Here is a 14883-nt window from a genome sequence, read left to right as displayed (position 1 = left end):
GGTTGAGGGAAGGGCATGAAATTCATGGCGTCGCCGCCGGGGCCAGGAAGCGGTCGGGCGCCAGCGCCGCGGCGGTGACGCCAAGCGCGGTGACATCGTCGGGCAAGGGTTGGCCGCGCATCAGCGCCGAGCCGAGCCGCGCCAATGTCAGCGACACCTGGAAACCGTAGCCGCCCTGGCCGCCGAGCCAGAAGAAGCCGGGCAGGCGCGGGTCGAAGCCGGCGACCGGCGTGCGGTCGGGCGCGAAGGTGCGCAGGCCGGCCCAGGGCGTGGACGGGCGGCCGATGCATATGGACGTCGCCTGCTCGATCCGGTCGACGGCAATGGCGACGTCGATGTCTTCCGGCCAGGCGTCGCAAGGCTCGGAATCGGTTTCGTCGGCCAGCGAGCCGATCAGCCTGCCGGCGTCTGGCTTGAAGTAGAATTGTTCGTGCAGATCGACCACCAGCGGCCAGCCGGCAATGTCGGCGCCCGCGGGCGGGTCGAACAGGAAGGCGGTGCGCCGCTTGGGCTGGAAGCCGAGGCCGGTGAGCCCCGCCAGGCCGGCCACGACATCGACCCAGGCGCCGGCGGCGTTGACGACGATGTCGGCGGGATAGGCGCCGGCACTGGTGGCGACGCGCAGGCCATTGCCGGCGCGCGCGATCGCGCGCACCTCTTCGCTCGTGCGCATGATGCCGCCCCTGGCCTTCAGTGCCGAAGCGCAGGCCGCAAGCATCTTGCCGGTATCGACGTCCACCGCACCCGGTTCATGGACACCGCCGCATGTGGTTTGCGGATCGATGACGGGAACCAGCGCATGCAGCTCAGCGGCGGAGAGGCGGCGTACGCTCGGCACCATGGCCTGCAATTCGCCGGCCAGCCGGTCGACGGCCGCGCCGTCATCGGCGCGGCCGACATGCAGCGCGCCACGTTGATGCGCGACGAAGCCGCCGTCGAAGATCGCGCGGCGGCTCGCCAGCGTCAGCGCTCGCACCACGCGGTTGCCATAAGTCTCGGTGAACAGGGCAGCCGAGCGGCCGCTGGCATGATAGCCGGGCTGGCTCTCGCGCTCGATCAGGGTGACGTCAGCCCAATCCGCCACCTCGGCGGCAAGCGAGAGGCCGGCAATGCCGCCGCCGATGACAACGATTTTTGGGAGGGAATTCGACTGCATCGATTAGTCGTAAAAATAATTTCTTATCCAGTCAATATTTAGCGTATAAGAAAATTGTTGATGTTGTTGATGGCGACGGGGAGTTCAACTACCTAGGGATGGAGCGGCGTGATCCCGCAGCATGGAGCTGATATGTCGGAGCAACCGAACCTGGGTGATTGCCTGCGCGGCTTGAGGAAAACGCATGGCTGGACCCTTCAGGAGGTGAGCAGGCTCACCGGGGTCGCAGTGTCGACGCTGTCCAAGGTCGAGAACGACCAGATGTCGCTGAGTTACGACAAGCTGCTGCAGATCTGCGAAGGGCTCGGCATCCATGTAACGGAACTGCTCAGCGGCGACCGCAAGCAGCCGGCGGCGCGCACCCGCCGCTCCGTGACGTCACCGTCCAACACACTGCGCCAGCTGACCCGCAATTACGACTACCGGTACCTGGCCACCGACCTGGTGCGCAAGCGCATGGTGCCGATCCACGCCTTTGCGCGCGCCCGGACGCCCGAGGAGTTCGGCCCGCTGACGAAACATGCCGGCGAGGAATTTTTGATCGTGCTCAAGGGCGAGATCGAACTGCACACCGACCAGTACGCGCCGGTGCGGCTGAAACAGGGCGAGAGCGTCTATATCGATTCCACCATGGGCCACGCCTACCTCTCGGTGGGCGAGGGCGACGCCGAAATGCTGTGCGTCTGCTCCGGCGACGAGCCCGACATGGAAGGCACGCTGCTCAGCGTGCTGGAGACGGTGGAAGGCTAGGGCGGTTGGCGCGTCGCATTTTTCTGCAGGTCGGTTCAGCCTTTCTGGTTCGAAGCGGCCGACGAAACCGGCTATATGACCGCTGAGACGAAATTCCCGCCAACCCGAGAAGGAAAACCCAATGAGTTCAGAAAAAGTGGCTGTCATCGTGGCCGGCGGCAGCGGCATGGGGGCGGCAGCGGCCAAGCGGCTGGCGGCGGACGGGTTCAAGGTCGCCATCCTGTCTTCGTCCGGCAAGGGCGAGGCGCTGGCCAAGGAACTGGGCGGCATCGGCGTCACCGGCTCCAACCAGTCAAACGAGGACTTGCAGCGCCTCGCGGACTTGACGCTGGAGCGCTATGGCCGCGTCGACGTGCTGGTCAACAGCGGCGGCCACGGGCCGCGCGCGCCGATCCTGGAGATCACGGACGAACAGTGGCACGCCGGCATGGACGTCTACCTGCTCAACGTCATCCGGCCGGTGCGCATCGTGGCGCCGCAGATGGTCAAGCAGAAGGCCGGCGCCATCATCAACATCTCGACCGCCTGGGTGGTGGAGCCGAGCCCGATGTTCCCGACCTCGGCCGTGTTCCGCGCCGGCCTTGCCGCCTACACCAAGATCTTCGCCAATACTTATGCAGCGGACAATGTGCGCATGAACAATGTGCTGCCCGGCTGGATCGACAGCCTGCCGGCGACGGAAGAACGCCGCGACTCCGTGCCGATGCAGCGCTACGGCACGTCGGAAGAGATCGCCGCGACCATCGCCTTCCTGGCTTCGGACGGCGCCGGCTACATCACCGGCCAGAACATCCGCGTCGACGGCGGGATCATTCGCGCTATTTGAGGCGGGTCCGGGAGGGGAGGCCTGTCCGACGCGCGCCGCGGAGGGGGTCCGGCATCCCGCCTGGCGCGACGACATCTCGCACCAAGGAGGAAAAATGCGGCTTCTGATACTTGGCACCGGCTGGATGGCGCAGGAACATGCACGGCAATTCAGCGCCATCGATGGCGTCGACATTGTCGGGGCCGTCGACCTCGATCCGGCGCGCGTCGGCGAATTCGCCGACGGCTTCAACATCCCCAACCGCTTCACCGCGCTGGACGAGGCGCTCAAATGGGGCGCTTTCGACGCCGTGGCCAATGTCACGCCGGACCGCATCCACCACCCGACCACCATGCAGCTGATCGCGGCCGGCAAGCCGGTGCTGTGCGAGAAGCCGCTGGCCGAGAATTTCGGCAAGGCGATCGAGATGGCCGAGGCCGCCGAGAAAGCCGGCATCGTCAACATGGTGAACCTCACCTACCGCAATGTCGCTGCGCTGCAGAAAGCCCGCCGGATGGTGCAGGCCGGCGAGATCGGCACGGTCCGGCATGTCGAGGCGTCCTATCTGCAGAGCTGGCTGGTGTCGAAATTCTGGGGCGACTGGCGCAGCGACCCGAAATGGCTCTGGCGGCTGTCGCGCGGCCACGGCTCCAACGGCGTGCTTGGCGATGTCGGCATCCACATCCTCGATTTCGCCAGCTATGGCGCGGCCCTCGGCATCGATCATGTGTTCTGCCGGCTGCGTTCCTTCGACAAGGCGCCGGGCAACCGCATCGGCGACTACGGGCTCGACGCCAATGACAGTTTCGCCATGACGGTGGATTTCTCCAACGGCGCCTTCGGCGTGGTGCATGCCAGCCGCTGGGCGACCGGCCATCTCAACGAATTGCGCCTGCGCATCTATGGCGATCGAGGCGGTCTCGAAGTGGTGCACAATCTCGACGGCTCGTCGCTCAAGGCTTGCCTCGGCGAAAATGTCGACGACGGGATATGGGAAGAGCTCGACGCCGGCACGGTGGCCACCAACTACCAGCGTTTCGCCGACGCGGTGCGGACCGGCGTGCAGGCCGAACCGTCCTTCCGCCACGCCGCCGAACTGCAGAAGGTGCTGGATCTGGCCGTGGTGTCGGACGAGAAGCGGGCGGAGCTCGCGGCGAGCGCGCAGACGCGGTGAGGGTGGCGCCTTCCTCTCAGGGACCGGTCACGAGGCCAAAAACCAGTTTTTGCAAATTGCCGCCATTGCCGAATTCGACGCGGTCGAAATCGCGGCTTGCCCGCCGCTGCGCCTGCGACAATTCGGAGAGGCGCCTGGTCATCTCGGTCCGGATCTTGGCGCATTTGGGATCGTCGGCAACGCTGAGGCCGACGGTCGCCGCCTCGATCTTGCGCACCATGGCGATGATATCGGCGCCATGCACTTTCTCATGGGCGGCGACGCCGGCGATGAAGCTGTCCCAGCTCTTCTGCACGGCCGGCGGCAGGGAGCCTGACGGCTTCGGCAAGGCATAGGTGATGATCAGCTTCGGCCTGGCCGATGCCAGGACGCAATCGCCGCCCTTGTTCTGGTAGTCCCTGGTCCAGGTCAGCTTGAAATTGGTGTAGGCGATGGTGCGCGTTTTGGCGCCGCGGATCAGCGGTCCGTTCTCGCCGATCGACCGGTAGAGCTCCTGTCCGGTCCGGCCTGAAATGGCGTAGGGCTCGACCGTCTCGACGGGCTTCCATTGTGCATGGGCGGCAAGCGGCAAGGCGAGCACCGCGACCAGCGACAGGCACAGACGAACACACGCTCTCAACACCGCTCTCCGCGAAACCAGGACCGGCGCCGACGCCAATGCCATCTTGTGGCTTTTCCTATATGCTGCCGGCGGGTGCTGCAAATGTGTTGGAGGGAGGCGCTGGCGCCGTGCGGCAAGACCAGGATGGGTATGGGGTTGAAGAAGTTCCCTCGGTTCGTCATCCTAGGGCGGAGCAAGGAGCGAAGCGACGCGGCGCAGACCCTAGGATGACGAAGATAGGGTGAGGCTTCCAAACCAACGGCCTTGCCGGCGCCGGCGCGTCGCCGTAAGTCGTGCTCATGATCACCTTCCGCAAGGCCCTGGCCTCCGACCTGCCTGCCCTCGTGGCCATGCTGGCGGACGATCCGCTTGGCGCGGCCAGAGAGGATGCCTCGCTGCCGCTGGCGCAGGGCTATGTCGATGCCTTCAACGCCATCGATGCCGACCCCAACCAGTTGCTGGCGGTGGCGGTCGATGGCGCCGACGTGGTCGGCACCTTGCAGATCAGCTTCCTTGCCGGGCTGTCGCGCAAGGGCGCCTGGCGCGGTCAGATCGAGGCGGTGCGGGTCGCCGGGCACCGCCGTTCCGAAGGCATAGGCAGGCTGATGATCGAATGGGCTGTTGATCAATGCCGGGCGCGCGGTTGCGGCCTCGTCCAGCTCACCACCGACAAGACCAGAGCGGACGCGCACCGCTTCTATGAAAGCCTCGGCTTCACCGGCACCCATCTCGGCTACAAGAAGACCTTGTAGCGCAGGCGGGGCCGTCGCTTTCCGCTAAGGCGGGCGGCTGGCGCATGCGGGAAGGCTAGCAGGCCCTATTCAATTTGCGGCGAGACCAGATATAGGTCAGCTAAGTTGACCTATATTCGATGCGTCCGGGGAGGCGTGCTTGACCCTTATGAACCTGTTGGCGTCGCGCTCGTCGCGCATGAAGGCCTCGGAAATCCGCGAGCTGCTGAAGCTGCTCGACCAGCCGGACATCATCTCCTTCGCAGGCGGCATTCCCGATCCGGCGCTGTTTCCGGCCGAGGCGATCCGCGACGCCTATGCCGACGTGCTCGGCGGCGGCGAGGCGGGGGCCGCGCTTCAGTACCAGGTGAGCGAGGGCTATCTGCCGCTGCGGCGATGGATCGCCGGGCAGATGGGCAAGCTCGGCGTCGCCTGCGAGGAAGCCAACATCTTCATCACTTCGGGCTCGCAGCAGGCGCTCGATTATATCGGCAAGCTGCTGCTGTCGCCCGGCGACACCGCACTGGTGACGTGGCCGACCTATCTCGGCGCGCTGCAAGCCTTCAACGCCTATGAACCGCGCTACGACCGGCTGCGGCCGGAAGGCGGTAACATGACGCCGGATGCCTATCGCGCGGCGGCGGCGAATGGCGGCCGGGTCAAGTTCGCCTATCTGGTGCCGGATTTCGCCAACCCGACCGGCAACACGCTGGACAGGCAGCAGCGCGAGGCGGTGCTCGACCTTGCCGGCGAGCTCGACATCGCAATCGTCGAGGACGCCGCCTACCGGGCGCTGCGCTATGATGGCGAAAGCGTGCCGCCGATCCTGGCGCTGGACTGCGCCCGATCCGGCGGCATCGACAAGGCGCGCACGCTCTATTGCGGCTCGTTCTCGAAGATCCTGTCGCCGGGCATGCGCGTCGGCTGGGTCTGCGCGCCGCGTCACGTGGTGGAGAAGCTGGTGCTGATGAAGCAGGCTTCCGACCTGCACAGCCCGTCGATCAACCAGATGGTGATGCACCGGGCGGCCGAAGCGGTGTTCGAGGCCCAGGTCGAAAAGCTGATCGGCGCCTATCGCGAACGCCGCGACGGCCTGCTCGGCGCGCTCGCGGCCAACATGCCGGAAGGCGTGACCTGGAGCCGCCCGGAAGGCGGCATGTTCGTCTGGGTGACGCTGCCGGAAGGCGCTGACGCCACCACGCTCCTGGCGCGCTCGGTGAAGGAGGCGCGTGTCGCCTTCGTGCCCGGCAGCGCCTTCTTCGCCGATGGCACCGGGCGCAACACGCTGCGGCTGTCCTTCACGCTCGCTGACCGGCGCGCGGTGAGCGAGGGCATTCCGCGGCTGGCGGCGCTGCTCAAGGCTTAAGGCGCCGGCCAAACGACGGCGCATCGCCCCAGCGGCGAACAAACCCGGGTTGCCCTGACTTGTTGCTGGTGCAAAATAGCCTTGTGTCCACGAACGCGGGTTCATGCGCCATGACCGACCTTTCCGGTATCTACCGCGACTACATTGCCTGCCTCAACCGGCAGGACTGGCCGAACCTCGGGCAGTTCGTCGACGATGACGTGTCCCACAATGGCAGGCGGATCGGTCTCTCCGGCTACCGTGCGATGCTGGAGAAGGATTTCGACGACATTCCGGATCTTCGTTTCGATATCCGGCTGCTGGTCTGCGATCCGCCTCATGTCGCGAGCCGCCTGATGTTCGACTGCACGCCCAGGGGAAATTTCCTCGGGCTTGCCGTAGACGGCCGGAAAGTGTCCTTCGCCGAGAACGTCTTCTATGAATTTCGCGGCGCGAAGATCCGGCTCGTGTGGTCCATCATCGACAAGGCCGCCATCGAAGCCCAGCTTTGAACCACGAACCTCTCCTGGCGTGCTCGGTGAAGGAAGCGCGTGTCGCCTTCGTGCCCGGCAGCGCCTTCTTCGCCGATGGCACCGGGCGCAACACGCTGCGGCTGTCCTTCACCTTGGCCGACCGCCGCGCTGTGACCGAGGGCATTCCCAGATTGGCCAAGCTGCTGAGGAACTAGCAACCGACCGGATTCCTGGCCCCGGGGCGTCAGGCCGGCTTGTCGGCAGCCCTTGTGCGCCTGGCAAGGCGTGCGGTAAATGCGGGCGTGCCTTTGCCGGTCGAATGAGGATGTCATGGTCTCCGCAACGCCCAGAGTGACGCTGCTTCTCGGCAGCGCGCCCGACGTCGTGCGCTGCGCCGCCTGGCCGAAGGAGACCTTCGCCAGCATCGTCGCCATCAACAATGCCTGGCGCGTGCGCCCCGACTGGGACGTGCTGGTGCATGCCGGCGATTTCCCGTCCAACCGGATGCCGCCTCTGGAACCGCTGCGGCAGGCCGAGATCTTCAGCGCCGCGCATTACGTGCCGGCCCAGAATACTTTCGGCGGCTTCGTCTATGCCGGCGCCACCATGTCGCTGACAGCGGCCTATTGGGCCGTCCACAGCCAGAGGCCGGACGTGCTCGCCTTCCTCGGCTGCGACATGATCTACGACACGGCCGGCGACACCCATTTCTACGGCATCGGCCGCGCCGACCCGCTGCGCGACGATGTCACGCTGCAGAGCCTCGAGGCCAAATCCGCCCGCCTGCTCATTCATGCGCTGCGACGCGGCACGCTCTGCATCAACCTGTCGGACCTGCCGCAAAGCCGCCTGGTCTTCCCAAGGCTGTCCTTCGAGGAATTGCGGTTACTGTCCCCCGAGCGCCTCGCCGGCATGAAGATGGATGCGCGTGCGGGCATCCATCAGCATAGGGTCGAAGTGGCCGAGCAAATCGAGCGCGAGCTCGGCTATTTCTACGAGGATGGCATGTACTGGAACCATCTCGACGAAATCGACCGCGCGCAGCTAGCCGACATCGACCGGCTCTGGATCTCGGCGATCGGTCCGCCTGCGGCTGAGCCGACCGAAGAATGCAGCGCGGCGGAATAGCGCCGTCGGCAGCCCATGTCGGGAGGATCGACGGTTCCAGCAGCCCCCACCAGCAGTTTCGCGCCAAATTGCCTAATTTCGGGCCGCTTTTCGGCTAAACTTGTCGGCATCTTGGCTGGAAGTGGAGGAAGCCATGAGCTTGCGCCTCGGTTTCGCCGTGCTGGTGCTGTTCGGCCTCGCCAATCAGGCGGCGGCTTTCGAGATTTCAAGCCCGTCGGTTTCCAACGGCAAATGGGCCGAAAAATATCTCGGCGACAAGGCCGGCGGCTGCAGCGGGCAAAGCGTATCGATCGCCTTGAGATGGAAGGACCCGCCGGCAGGCACCAAGAGCTACGCGCTCACCATGTTCGACCCCGACGCCGGCGGCGGCAAGGGTTTCTGGCACTGGCTGGCCTGGAACATCCCGGCAAGCGCGAAGGGCCTGGCCGAAGGGGCGGGCTCGAAGCGCGGCAAAGGCTTGCCCAAGGGTACGGTGCTCGGCAAGGGCGGCATCGGCCGTGCAGGTTATTTCGGGCCATGCCCGCCGCCCGGCAGCGGCACGCATCACTATGTCTTCACGCTCTATGCGCTCGGCGCGCCGAAGCTGCGCGCGCCGGAGAATCCCTCTCCGGAAATGGTGGCAGTGGCCGCGAAGAGCCAGGCGCTCGGCGAGACCAGCGTGACGTACACCTATGGGCGGTAAGCATGACCGGTTCAGGCAGTCGCCCGGGCCACCAGCGCATTGACGACGCTGTTGGCAAACACGTTCCAAGAGATCGTTTGAATTCCGTTCCGGTGGCCATCTGGCGCTTCGCGCGCGCTTCGGCCGGCGCGTCAGCGCGTCCAGAAATCGCGGTGCGGCGCGATCAGCTCGTCCTCGATCTCGGGGAAAGGGCCAAAGACCTCGATCTTCTTCTGGCCCGAGGCGAGGACTGTACGCGAGGGCAGGCTCATCGTCGGATTCTCGGCGTGGTCGCCGGTGAGTGCCAGGAGCTTCGTCTCCTCGAAGCCGTAGACCAGCCGGCCGATATTGGCCCAGTAGAGCGTTCCGGTGCACATCGCGCAGGGTTCACCGGTCGAGACCAGTGTGCAGGACCAGAGGAAATCCGGCTCGTAGGCAGCCGCGGCGCGCCGGGCGAGTTCCGTCTCGGCATGGCGCACCGTGTCGAGGTTTCCCTGGCGCATAAGCACGCGATCGTCCGGCCCGACCAGTACGCAGCCGAACGGATGATGGCCGTGCACGGCCGCGTCGCGAGCGACGGCGTCGGCAGCACGGAGGTGGGCGAGCATCTGGTCGCGGGTCATTGCGCAATCCTAACACGACGGGCGAGGAGAGGAACCGACGCCCGGCGACCGGCTTCGTAGGGCTGAGAGTGCGCCGATCGGCGGGCATTGGCAAGCTTCGCCCGGCGGGCAAAACCCGAGCGCGGGCCATCGCCTGATCAGGCGAATGAGGTTTGAAGCACTGTTCTCCGCTCTCGTATCCCTGTATACGAAATTGAAATGATCTGTTTGAGGAATTGATGAGCCCACCGCCTGGAACCGTGCCGTTTTTCAACCAGTGGGAGACGCCCGATATGACTTTGGCCGTCCTTGCCGATGGCGCCGAGGTGGCGCTGCGGCGCGATCCGCTGTGGGAGAATTCGGGCGCGCGCACACTCGACGAATACGCGCTGTGGGCAGCCAATGTCTGCGGCATGGCGTGCCTCAAGATGATCCTGGCGGCGCGCGGCCAGATCGTGCCGACCATCGAACTGGCCAGGCGCTGCACCGGATATGGCGGTTATGTCGTCACCGAACGATCGATCAAGGGCCTGATCTACGCCCCCTTTGTCAGCTTCGTGAAGGCGGAATTCGGCCTGGAAGCGAAGGTGATGACCAGTGTCGCTACATCGGATATTCCGGCGATCCTCGGGCAGTCGCGCTTCTTCATCGCCTCGGTCAGCAGTTCGATCCGCTGGCCCGAGCGCGAGCCGCCGTCCAAGGGCGGCCATCTGGTGCTGGTCATGTCGGCATCGGATGAAGGTTTTCGCTTTCACAATCCGTCCGGCCATACCGGCGCCACACAGGCGAACGCAGTGTTGGCGGCCGCCGATTTCGATCGCTTCTTTGCCAATCGCGGCATTGCCGTCAGCATTTGATCTTGTGGGATTTCGATGAAGGACAAGGCTTTTCAATGAAGAACAAGATTAGGGTCGCCGTCCTCTATGGCGGACGTTCGGCCGAGCATGACGTATCGCGCCTTTCGGCCGCCAATGTGCTGAAGGCCATCGACCGGACGCTTTACGAGGTGGTCCCGATCGCCATTTCCAGGGACGGAAGATGGCTGCTGCAACCATCCTCCGAGGCTGGCGACGACAGAGCCGGGGCACCGGTGTCTGAGGACGGCGTGGAGGTCGCATTGTTGCCCGGTGGTAGAGGCAGGCTGGTGGCCGCACGGGGCGGCGGAGCACAGCCCGACCTGCCGCCGGTCGACGTCGTCTTTCCCGTGCTGCACGGTCCTTTCGGCGAGGACGGCTCGGTGCAGGGCTATGCCGAGGTCGCCTACGTCGCCTATGTCGGCTGCGGCATTCTCGCCTCGGCCGCCGCCATGGACAAGGATGTCGCCAAGCGGCTGCTGCGCGAGGCCGGGCTGCCGGTTGCCCGTTCCGTCACCGTGCATCGAAACGATGTCGGGCCGTTCCAGGAGATCGCCGGCGCGCTCGGCCTGCCTTTCTTCGCCAAGCCGGCGCGCCAGGGCTCGTCGTTCGGCGTCAGCAAGGTGAACGACCGGGACGGCTTCGAACGGGCCGTCGAGACGGCTTTCCGCTACGACGGCAAGGTCCTGATCGAAGAGTTCGTCGACGGCCGCGAGATCGAATGCTCGGTGCTGGAGCGGGCCGACGGAACGCTGACCGTATCGCTGCCCGGCGAAATCATCCCGGCCGGCAAGCACGGCTTCTACACCTATGAAGCCAAATATCTCGACGCCGACGGCGCCGTGGTGAACGTGCCCGCCGATGTCCCGGCCGCCGTCGCCGACAAGGCAAGGGAGATGGCCGCGCGGGCTTTCCAGGCGCTCGGCTGCGAGGCGATGGCCCGCGTCGACTTCTTCCTGCGGGCTGACGGCTCGCTGCTGGTCAACGAGGTCAACACGCTGCCCGGCTTCACCGACATCTCGATGTATGCCAAGGCGCTGGCGGCGAACGGCATCGGCTACAGCCAGGTCATCGACGTGCTGATCGAGCACGCACTGGCGCGGCATGCCGCGCGAAAGTCCTGACGTTCGGCGCGGCATTGACGGCGGATCACGCGAAGCTAGTTAGATTCGAGCCCTTGGCGAGAGGAGAGCTTGCATGGAAGAACTGCATCGCGGCCGGCTCATCGATCATATCCAACTGGTGGTCAGGGACATCGCCGCCAGCCGCCGCTTTTACGAAGCAGTATTTCGAGTGCTCGATATTCCGATCGGCGGCAGCGCCGCCGATTATTTCTGGGCCGACGAGCTTTTCATTTCAACCGCCGACAGCCGCGCGGCTCGGGGAGAGTTGACCGGTCGCCATCACCTGGCATTCCAGGCGAAAGACCGCGCCATGGTCGATGCGTTCTATAAGGCCGGGCTGGACGGCGGCGGCAGGGACAATGGCGGGCCGGGTGAACGCCGGTACCACCCCGGCTACTACGCCGCTTTCCTTCTCGACCCGGACGGCAACAACATCGAAGCGGTGCATCACGGGGCGGCCAACCGCAGTGCCGCCTCGGTGAAGATCACGTTCTAGAATGCGCCGACAAGAGGCGGGTGGTTTTGCCTTGATGTGGCCCGTCCCGGCTTGATCCCAATCGGGTGGAGGGAGCTCGATCCACGCGGAGGCGACCCGTCCGTGGGGCAGGCCTTGAAGGCCATGTGAGGCATAGTTACATCAACCATTAAGCGTGCGTTTGCACGCGAATACAACGCTTTGGCCAAGCTTCATCTATGGAGGTTGTCATGGCAAATACACTCATGGAAGGAAAGAAAGGCCAGGACTGGCTCAATCTGGTCCTTGCCGTCTGCCTGTTTATCTCACCCTGGATAATCGGCTTCGCTGCTGAAACCGCTCCCGCATGGAACGCCTGGATTGTCGGCGTCGTGCTGGGCGCGGTAGCCGTGGCGGCGCTTGCCGCCTTCGCCGAGTGGGAGGAATGGGTAGGTGTCGTTCTCGGGCTCTGGCTGATCGTGTCGCCCTGGCTGCTCAAATTCATGGCGAACACGAATGCGATGGCCACCCACGTCATTCTCGGCGTGCTGGTGGTTGCCGTATCGGGTTGGGCCGTCTGGGACGTCCGTCACCCGCACGCACATGCGTGACCGCTGACCAAGGACGGGGCCGGCGCGCGAGCGGGGCCCCTTCCGGCTTTGAACGTCTGCCCATTGCGTTTGCCGCCGGCTGCGAAGGGCAGGGTCGCCGGCTTGCAATCTGAGGCCAGGCCATGGATTTCGACGGACCGAACGCCATATCCTGCACAGCATATCCTGCGTAATCCAGGGAGTTTGAGCGTGACCCTCGCGCGGATGGCGGTTTTTGCAGCGGCCTTCATGGCCGCCGCGGCCGCCAGTCACTCTTCCGTGACCGCGGAGGCTACGGAGAAGGTCGCGTTGCGCGTCGTGATCGACGGCGCCATCGGCCCGGCGAGCGCCAGGCAGCTCAACGAAGCGCTGGCGAACGCCGCCGAACGGCACGCCGAAGCGGTTGTCCTCGAGATCGACACGCCGGGCGGTCTGGTCACCTCGATGCGCGAGATGATCGCCGATATCCTTGCCTCGCCCGTTCCGGTCATCGGCTATGTCGCGCCCGCCGGCGCGCATGCGGCAAGTGCCGGAACCTATATCCTTTATGCCACCCATGTCGCGGCGATGGCGCCTGGCACCAATCTGGGCGCCGCCACGCCGGTCGAGCTTGGCGGGCTGCCGTCCCTTCCCGGTGGCGACCAAAAGGACAAGGGCGACCAGAAGAATGCCACCGAGCCTCCGGCGGGCGACGCGATGATGACCAAGGTAACGAACGACGCGGTCGCCTTGATCCGTTCGCTCGCCGAACTGCGCGGCCGCAATGCCGACTGGGGCGAAAGGGCCGTGCGCGAGGCGGCCAGCCTTTCCGCCAATGCGGCACTTCAGGCACATGTAGTCGACCTCGTCGCCCGCGACACGGCCGAGCTGCTCCAGCTTGCTGACGGCCGCACGGTCGAGGTGGCCGGCAAGCAACAGGTGCTGGCGACCAAGGGCGTGGCGGTCGAGACGCTCGATCCCGGCTGGCTGATCCGGCTTCTCGCCGTCATCACCGATCCCAACATCGCCGTCGTCCTGATGCTGGCCGGCGTCTACGGCCTCGTCTTCGAGTTCACCAGCCCAGGCGCCGTGGCGCCCGGCGTGATCGGGACCATCTGCCTGCTGCTCGGGCTCTATGCCCTCAATCTGCTGCCGATCAGCTATACCGGCCTCGCCCTGATGCTGCTTGGCATCGCCTTCCTCGTCATCGAGGCCTTCAACCCGACCGTGGTGCTCGGGCTTGGAGGCGTGGCCGCCTTCCTGCTCGGCGCCGCCATGCTGCTCAAGGTCGAGGGCCCGGGCTTCGAGATGTCGTGGGCGCTCATCGGCACCGCCGCGGCGCTGACGCTTGGCCTGGCGCTGCTGGCCGGCAGCTATCTGTGGAGGGCGCGCAGGAGCCTGCCGCGTGTCGGCGCGCAGGCCATGCACGGGCTGCCGGCCAGGATCCTCGATTGGTCGGGAAGCGAGGGCCATGTGCTCGCGCAGGGCGAGCGCTGGCGGGCGAAAGCCGATGAACCGCTCGCCCCCGGCGACAGCGTCGAGGTGGCCGATGTCAGGGATCTCGTGCTGACGGTCCGGCGCAGGAACAATGGAGCAAGGCAATGATCATCGGTTACGTCGCCTACCTGGTGCTCGCCCTCATCGTGCTGATCTTCCTGTCCGCCGCCATTCGCATCCTGCGGGAATATGAGCGCGGCGTGGTCTTCACGCTCGGCCGCTTCACCGGGGTGAAGGGCCCCGGCCTCATCCTCCTCGTCCCCTTCGTCCAGCAGATGGTGCGGGTCGACCTGCGCGTGGTGGTCCAGGACGTGCCGCCGCAGGACGTGATCTCGCGCGACAACGTCTCGGTGAAGGTGAACGCGGTGCTGTATTTCCGCATCGTCGACGCCGAGCGGGCCGTCATCCAGGTCGAGGACTTCATGGCCGCGACAAACCAGCTCGCGCAGACCACGTTGCGCTCGGTTCTCGGCAAGCACGAACTCGACGAGATGCTGGCCGAGCGCGACAAGTTGAACAGCGACATCCAGGAGATCCTGGACCAGCGGACCGATGCATGGGGCATCAAGGTGTCCAATGTCGAGATCAAGCATGTCGACCTCAACGAGAACATGGTCCGCGCCATCGCGAAGCAGGCCGAGGCTGAAAGGCTGCGGCGCGCGAAGGTGATCAACGCCGATGGCGAGCAGCAGGCGGCGGCAAAGCTGGTCGAGGCCGGCAAGATGCTGGCGCAGGAGCCACAGGCCATGCAACTGCGCTATTTCGAGGCGCTGCACGACATCGCCGGCGAGCGCTCGTCGACGGTGGTGTTTCCGCTGCCGATGGACCTGCTCGCGATCTTCAACAAGCAGCCGGGCGCCGGGAAATGAGTTGGGAGGGGTTTGGCAGCCTGGCGCGGGCCCGCGAGCTCAGGACCGGCACGATCGGCCCGCGACCCCGAAGTTGCGATCCCTCCACGC

Annotated in this window: 17 protein-coding genes and 1 pseudogene; 15 read left to right on the top strand and 3 right to left on the bottom strand. The window is 65.5% G+C overall.

Annotated elements, in window-relative coordinates; translation table 11 throughout:
- Positions 1-22: 22 nt before the first annotated feature.
- Positions 23-1156 (bottom strand): NAD(P)/FAD-dependent oxidoreductase, encoded by a 1134-nt coding sequence (locus LB545_RS25970; protein ID WP_224706050.1) that lies wholly within the window; start codon positions 1154-1156, stop codon positions 23-25.
- A 132-nt stretch (positions 1157-1288) separates the two neighbouring features.
- On the opposite strand from LB545_RS25970, the gene LB545_RS25965 reads away from it, so the two are divergent.
- From LB545_RS25965 to LB545_RS25955, 3 genes are all read left to right on the top strand, one after another.
- Entirely contained in the window at positions 1289-1906 is a 618-nt protein-coding gene (locus LB545_RS25965; protein ID WP_224706049.1) for a helix-turn-helix domain-containing protein, read from the top strand.
- Between the two features lie 121 nt (positions 1907-2027).
- Positions 2028-2732, top strand: a complete 705-nt coding sequence (locus tag LB545_RS25960; protein ID WP_140630682.1) for an SDR family oxidoreductase — start codon at positions 2028-2030, stop codon at positions 2730-2732.
- 94 nt (positions 2733-2826) lie between these two features.
- Positions 2827-3885, top strand: a complete 1059-nt coding sequence (locus LB545_RS25955) for a Gfo/Idh/MocA family protein (RefSeq protein ID WP_140521504.1) — start codon at positions 2827-2829, stop codon at positions 3883-3885.
- Positions 3886-3901: 16 nt separating this feature from the next.
- Here LB545_RS25955 and LB545_RS25950 read toward each other — a convergent pair whose 3' ends face one another.
- Positions 3902-4549, bottom strand: a complete 648-nt coding sequence (locus LB545_RS25950; RefSeq protein ID WP_140561090.1) for a DUF922 domain-containing Zn-dependent protease — start codon at positions 4547-4549, stop codon at positions 3902-3904.
- A gap of 236 nt (positions 4550-4785) precedes the next feature.
- On the opposite strand from LB545_RS25950, the gene LB545_RS25945 reads away from it, so the two are divergent.
- The 6 genes and pseudogenes from LB545_RS25945 (at position 4786) to LB545_RS25920 (ending at position 8845) form a co-directional block, all read left to right on the top strand.
- Positions 4786-5238 carry a GNAT family N-acetyltransferase gene (locus tag LB545_RS25945; RefSeq protein ID WP_140500024.1) on the top strand — a complete coding sequence of 151 codons (453 nt, stop codon included), beginning with the start codon at positions 4786-4788 and terminating at the stop codon, positions 5236-5238.
- Between the two features lie 148 nt (positions 5239-5386).
- A complete protein-coding gene (locus LB545_RS25940) occupies positions 5387-6583 on the top strand; it encodes a PLP-dependent aminotransferase family protein (RefSeq protein WP_181169512.1) in 1197 nt (398 codons plus the stop codon).
- A gap of 110 nt (positions 6584-6693) precedes the next feature.
- On the top strand, positions 6694-7074 hold the full coding sequence (locus LB545_RS25935) for an ester cyclase (RefSeq protein ID WP_140500021.1): 381 nt from the start codon (positions 6694-6696) through the stop codon (positions 7072-7074).
- A gap of 11 nt (positions 7075-7085) precedes the next feature.
- Positions 7086-7250 (top strand): annotated as a pseudogene (locus LB545_RS25930) (PLP-dependent aminotransferase family protein); the annotation flags it as partial.
- A 115-nt stretch (positions 7251-7365) separates the two neighbouring features.
- The gene (locus LB545_RS25925; protein ID WP_140895410.1) at positions 7366-8163 is read left to right on the top strand and encodes a hypothetical protein; all 798 of its coding nucleotides are present in this window, start codon (positions 7366-7368) and stop codon (positions 8161-8163) included.
- Between the two features lie 133 nt (positions 8164-8296).
- Positions 8297-8845, top strand: coding sequence for a YbhB/YbcL family Raf kinase inhibitor-like protein (locus LB545_RS25920; protein WP_140500017.1), 549 nt, complete (start codon positions 8297-8299; stop codon positions 8843-8845).
- A 131-nt stretch (positions 8846-8976) separates the two neighbouring features.
- Here LB545_RS25920 and LB545_RS25915 read toward each other — a convergent pair whose 3' ends face one another.
- A complete protein-coding gene (locus tag LB545_RS25915) occupies positions 8977-9447 on the bottom strand; it encodes a nucleoside deaminase (RefSeq protein WP_224706048.1) in 471 nt (156 codons plus the stop codon).
- A 218-nt stretch (positions 9448-9665) separates the two neighbouring features.
- Between LB545_RS25915 and LB545_RS25910 the strand changes: the two genes are divergently transcribed.
- The 6 genes from LB545_RS25910 to LB545_RS25885 all read left to right on the top strand — a co-directional run bounded on the left by LB545_RS25910 (position 9666) and on the right by LB545_RS25885 (position 14793).
- Entirely contained in the window at positions 9666-10283 is a 618-nt protein-coding gene (locus LB545_RS25910) for a C39 family peptidase (protein ID WP_224706047.1), read from the top strand.
- Between the two features lie 35 nt (positions 10284-10318).
- Entirely contained in the window at positions 10319-11404 is a 1086-nt protein-coding gene (locus LB545_RS25905) for a D-alanine--D-alanine ligase family protein (protein ID WP_224706046.1), read from the top strand.
- A gap of 73 nt (positions 11405-11477) precedes the next feature.
- On the top strand, positions 11478-11900 hold the full coding sequence (locus tag LB545_RS25900; RefSeq protein ID WP_140500011.1) for a VOC family protein: 423 nt from the start codon (positions 11478-11480) through the stop codon (positions 11898-11900).
- Positions 11901-12109: 209 nt separating this feature from the next.
- Positions 12110-12469, top strand: coding sequence for an SPW repeat protein (locus LB545_RS25895; RefSeq protein WP_140500009.1), 360 nt, complete (start codon positions 12110-12112; stop codon positions 12467-12469).
- Between the two features lie 189 nt (positions 12470-12658).
- Entirely contained in the window at positions 12659-14032 is a 1374-nt protein-coding gene (locus LB545_RS25890; protein ID WP_224706045.1) for an NfeD family protein, read from the top strand.
- The gene (locus LB545_RS25885) at positions 14029-14793 is read left to right on the top strand and encodes a slipin family protein (protein ID WP_140515988.1); all 765 of its coding nucleotides are present in this window, start codon (positions 14029-14031) and stop codon (positions 14791-14793) included. The genes LB545_RS25890 and LB545_RS25885 overlap by 4 nt, the downstream gene beginning before the upstream one ends.
- The last annotated feature ends 90 nt before the right edge of the window (positions 14794-14883 follow it).

Source organism: Mesorhizobium sp. BR1-1-6, assembly GCF_020165355.1.
GTDB lineage: Bacteria > Pseudomonadota > Alphaproteobacteria > Rhizobiales > Rhizobiaceae > Mesorhizobium.
This window is presented reverse-complemented; position numbering and strand designations above follow the sequence as displayed.

Bases quoted from the DNA above. Each gene is read 5' to 3' on its own strand.
- LB545_RS25970 (WP_224706050.1), bottom strand. From the start codon at position 1,156: ATGCAGTCGAATTCCCTCCCAAAAATCGTTGTCATCGGCGGCGGCATT.
- LB545_RS25965 (WP_224706049.1), top strand. From the start codon at position 1,289: ATGTCGGAGCAACCGAACCTGGGTGATTGCCTGCGCGGCTTGAGGAAA.
- LB545_RS25960 (WP_140630682.1), top strand. From the start codon at position 2,028: ATGAGTTCAGAAAAAGTGGCTGTCATCGTGGCCGGCGGCAGCGGCATG.
- LB545_RS25955 (WP_140521504.1), top strand. From the start codon at position 2,827: ATGCGGCTTCTGATACTTGGCACCGGCTGGATGGCGCAGGAACATGCA.
- LB545_RS25950 (WP_140561090.1), bottom strand. From the start codon at position 4,549: ATGGCATTGGCGTCGGCGCCGGTCCTGGTTTCGCGGAGAGCGGTGTTG.
- LB545_RS25945 (WP_140500024.1), top strand. From the start codon at position 4,786: ATGATCACCTTCCGCAAGGCCCTGGCCTCCGACCTGCCTGCCCTCGTG.
- LB545_RS25940 (WP_181169512.1), top strand. From the start codon at position 5,387: ATGAACCTGTTGGCGTCGCGCTCGTCGCGCATGAAGGCCTCGGAAATC.
- LB545_RS25935 (WP_140500021.1), top strand. From the start codon at position 6,694: ATGACCGACCTTTCCGGTATCTACCGCGACTACATTGCCTGCCTCAAC.
- LB545_RS25925 (WP_140895410.1), top strand. From the start codon at position 7,366: ATGGTCTCCGCAACGCCCAGAGTGACGCTGCTTCTCGGCAGCGCGCCC.
- LB545_RS25920 (WP_140500017.1), top strand. From the start codon at position 8,297: ATGAGCTTGCGCCTCGGTTTCGCCGTGCTGGTGCTGTTCGGCCTCGCC.
- LB545_RS25915 (WP_224706048.1), bottom strand. From the start codon at position 9,447: ATGACCCGCGACCAGATGCTCGCCCACCTCCGTGCTGCCGACGCCGTC.
- LB545_RS25910 (WP_224706047.1), top strand. From the start codon at position 9,666: ATGAGCCCACCGCCTGGAACCGTGCCGTTTTTCAACCAGTGGGAGACG.
- LB545_RS25905 (WP_224706046.1), top strand. From the start codon at position 10,319: ATGAAGAACAAGATTAGGGTCGCCGTCCTCTATGGCGGACGTTCGGCC.
- LB545_RS25900 (WP_140500011.1), top strand. From the start codon at position 11,478: ATGGAAGAACTGCATCGCGGCCGGCTCATCGATCATATCCAACTGGTG.
- LB545_RS25895 (WP_140500009.1), top strand. From the start codon at position 12,110: ATGGCAAATACACTCATGGAAGGAAAGAAAGGCCAGGACTGGCTCAAT.
- LB545_RS25885 (WP_140515988.1), top strand. From the start codon at position 14,029: ATGATCATCGGTTACGTCGCCTACCTGGTGCTCGCCCTCATCGTGCTG.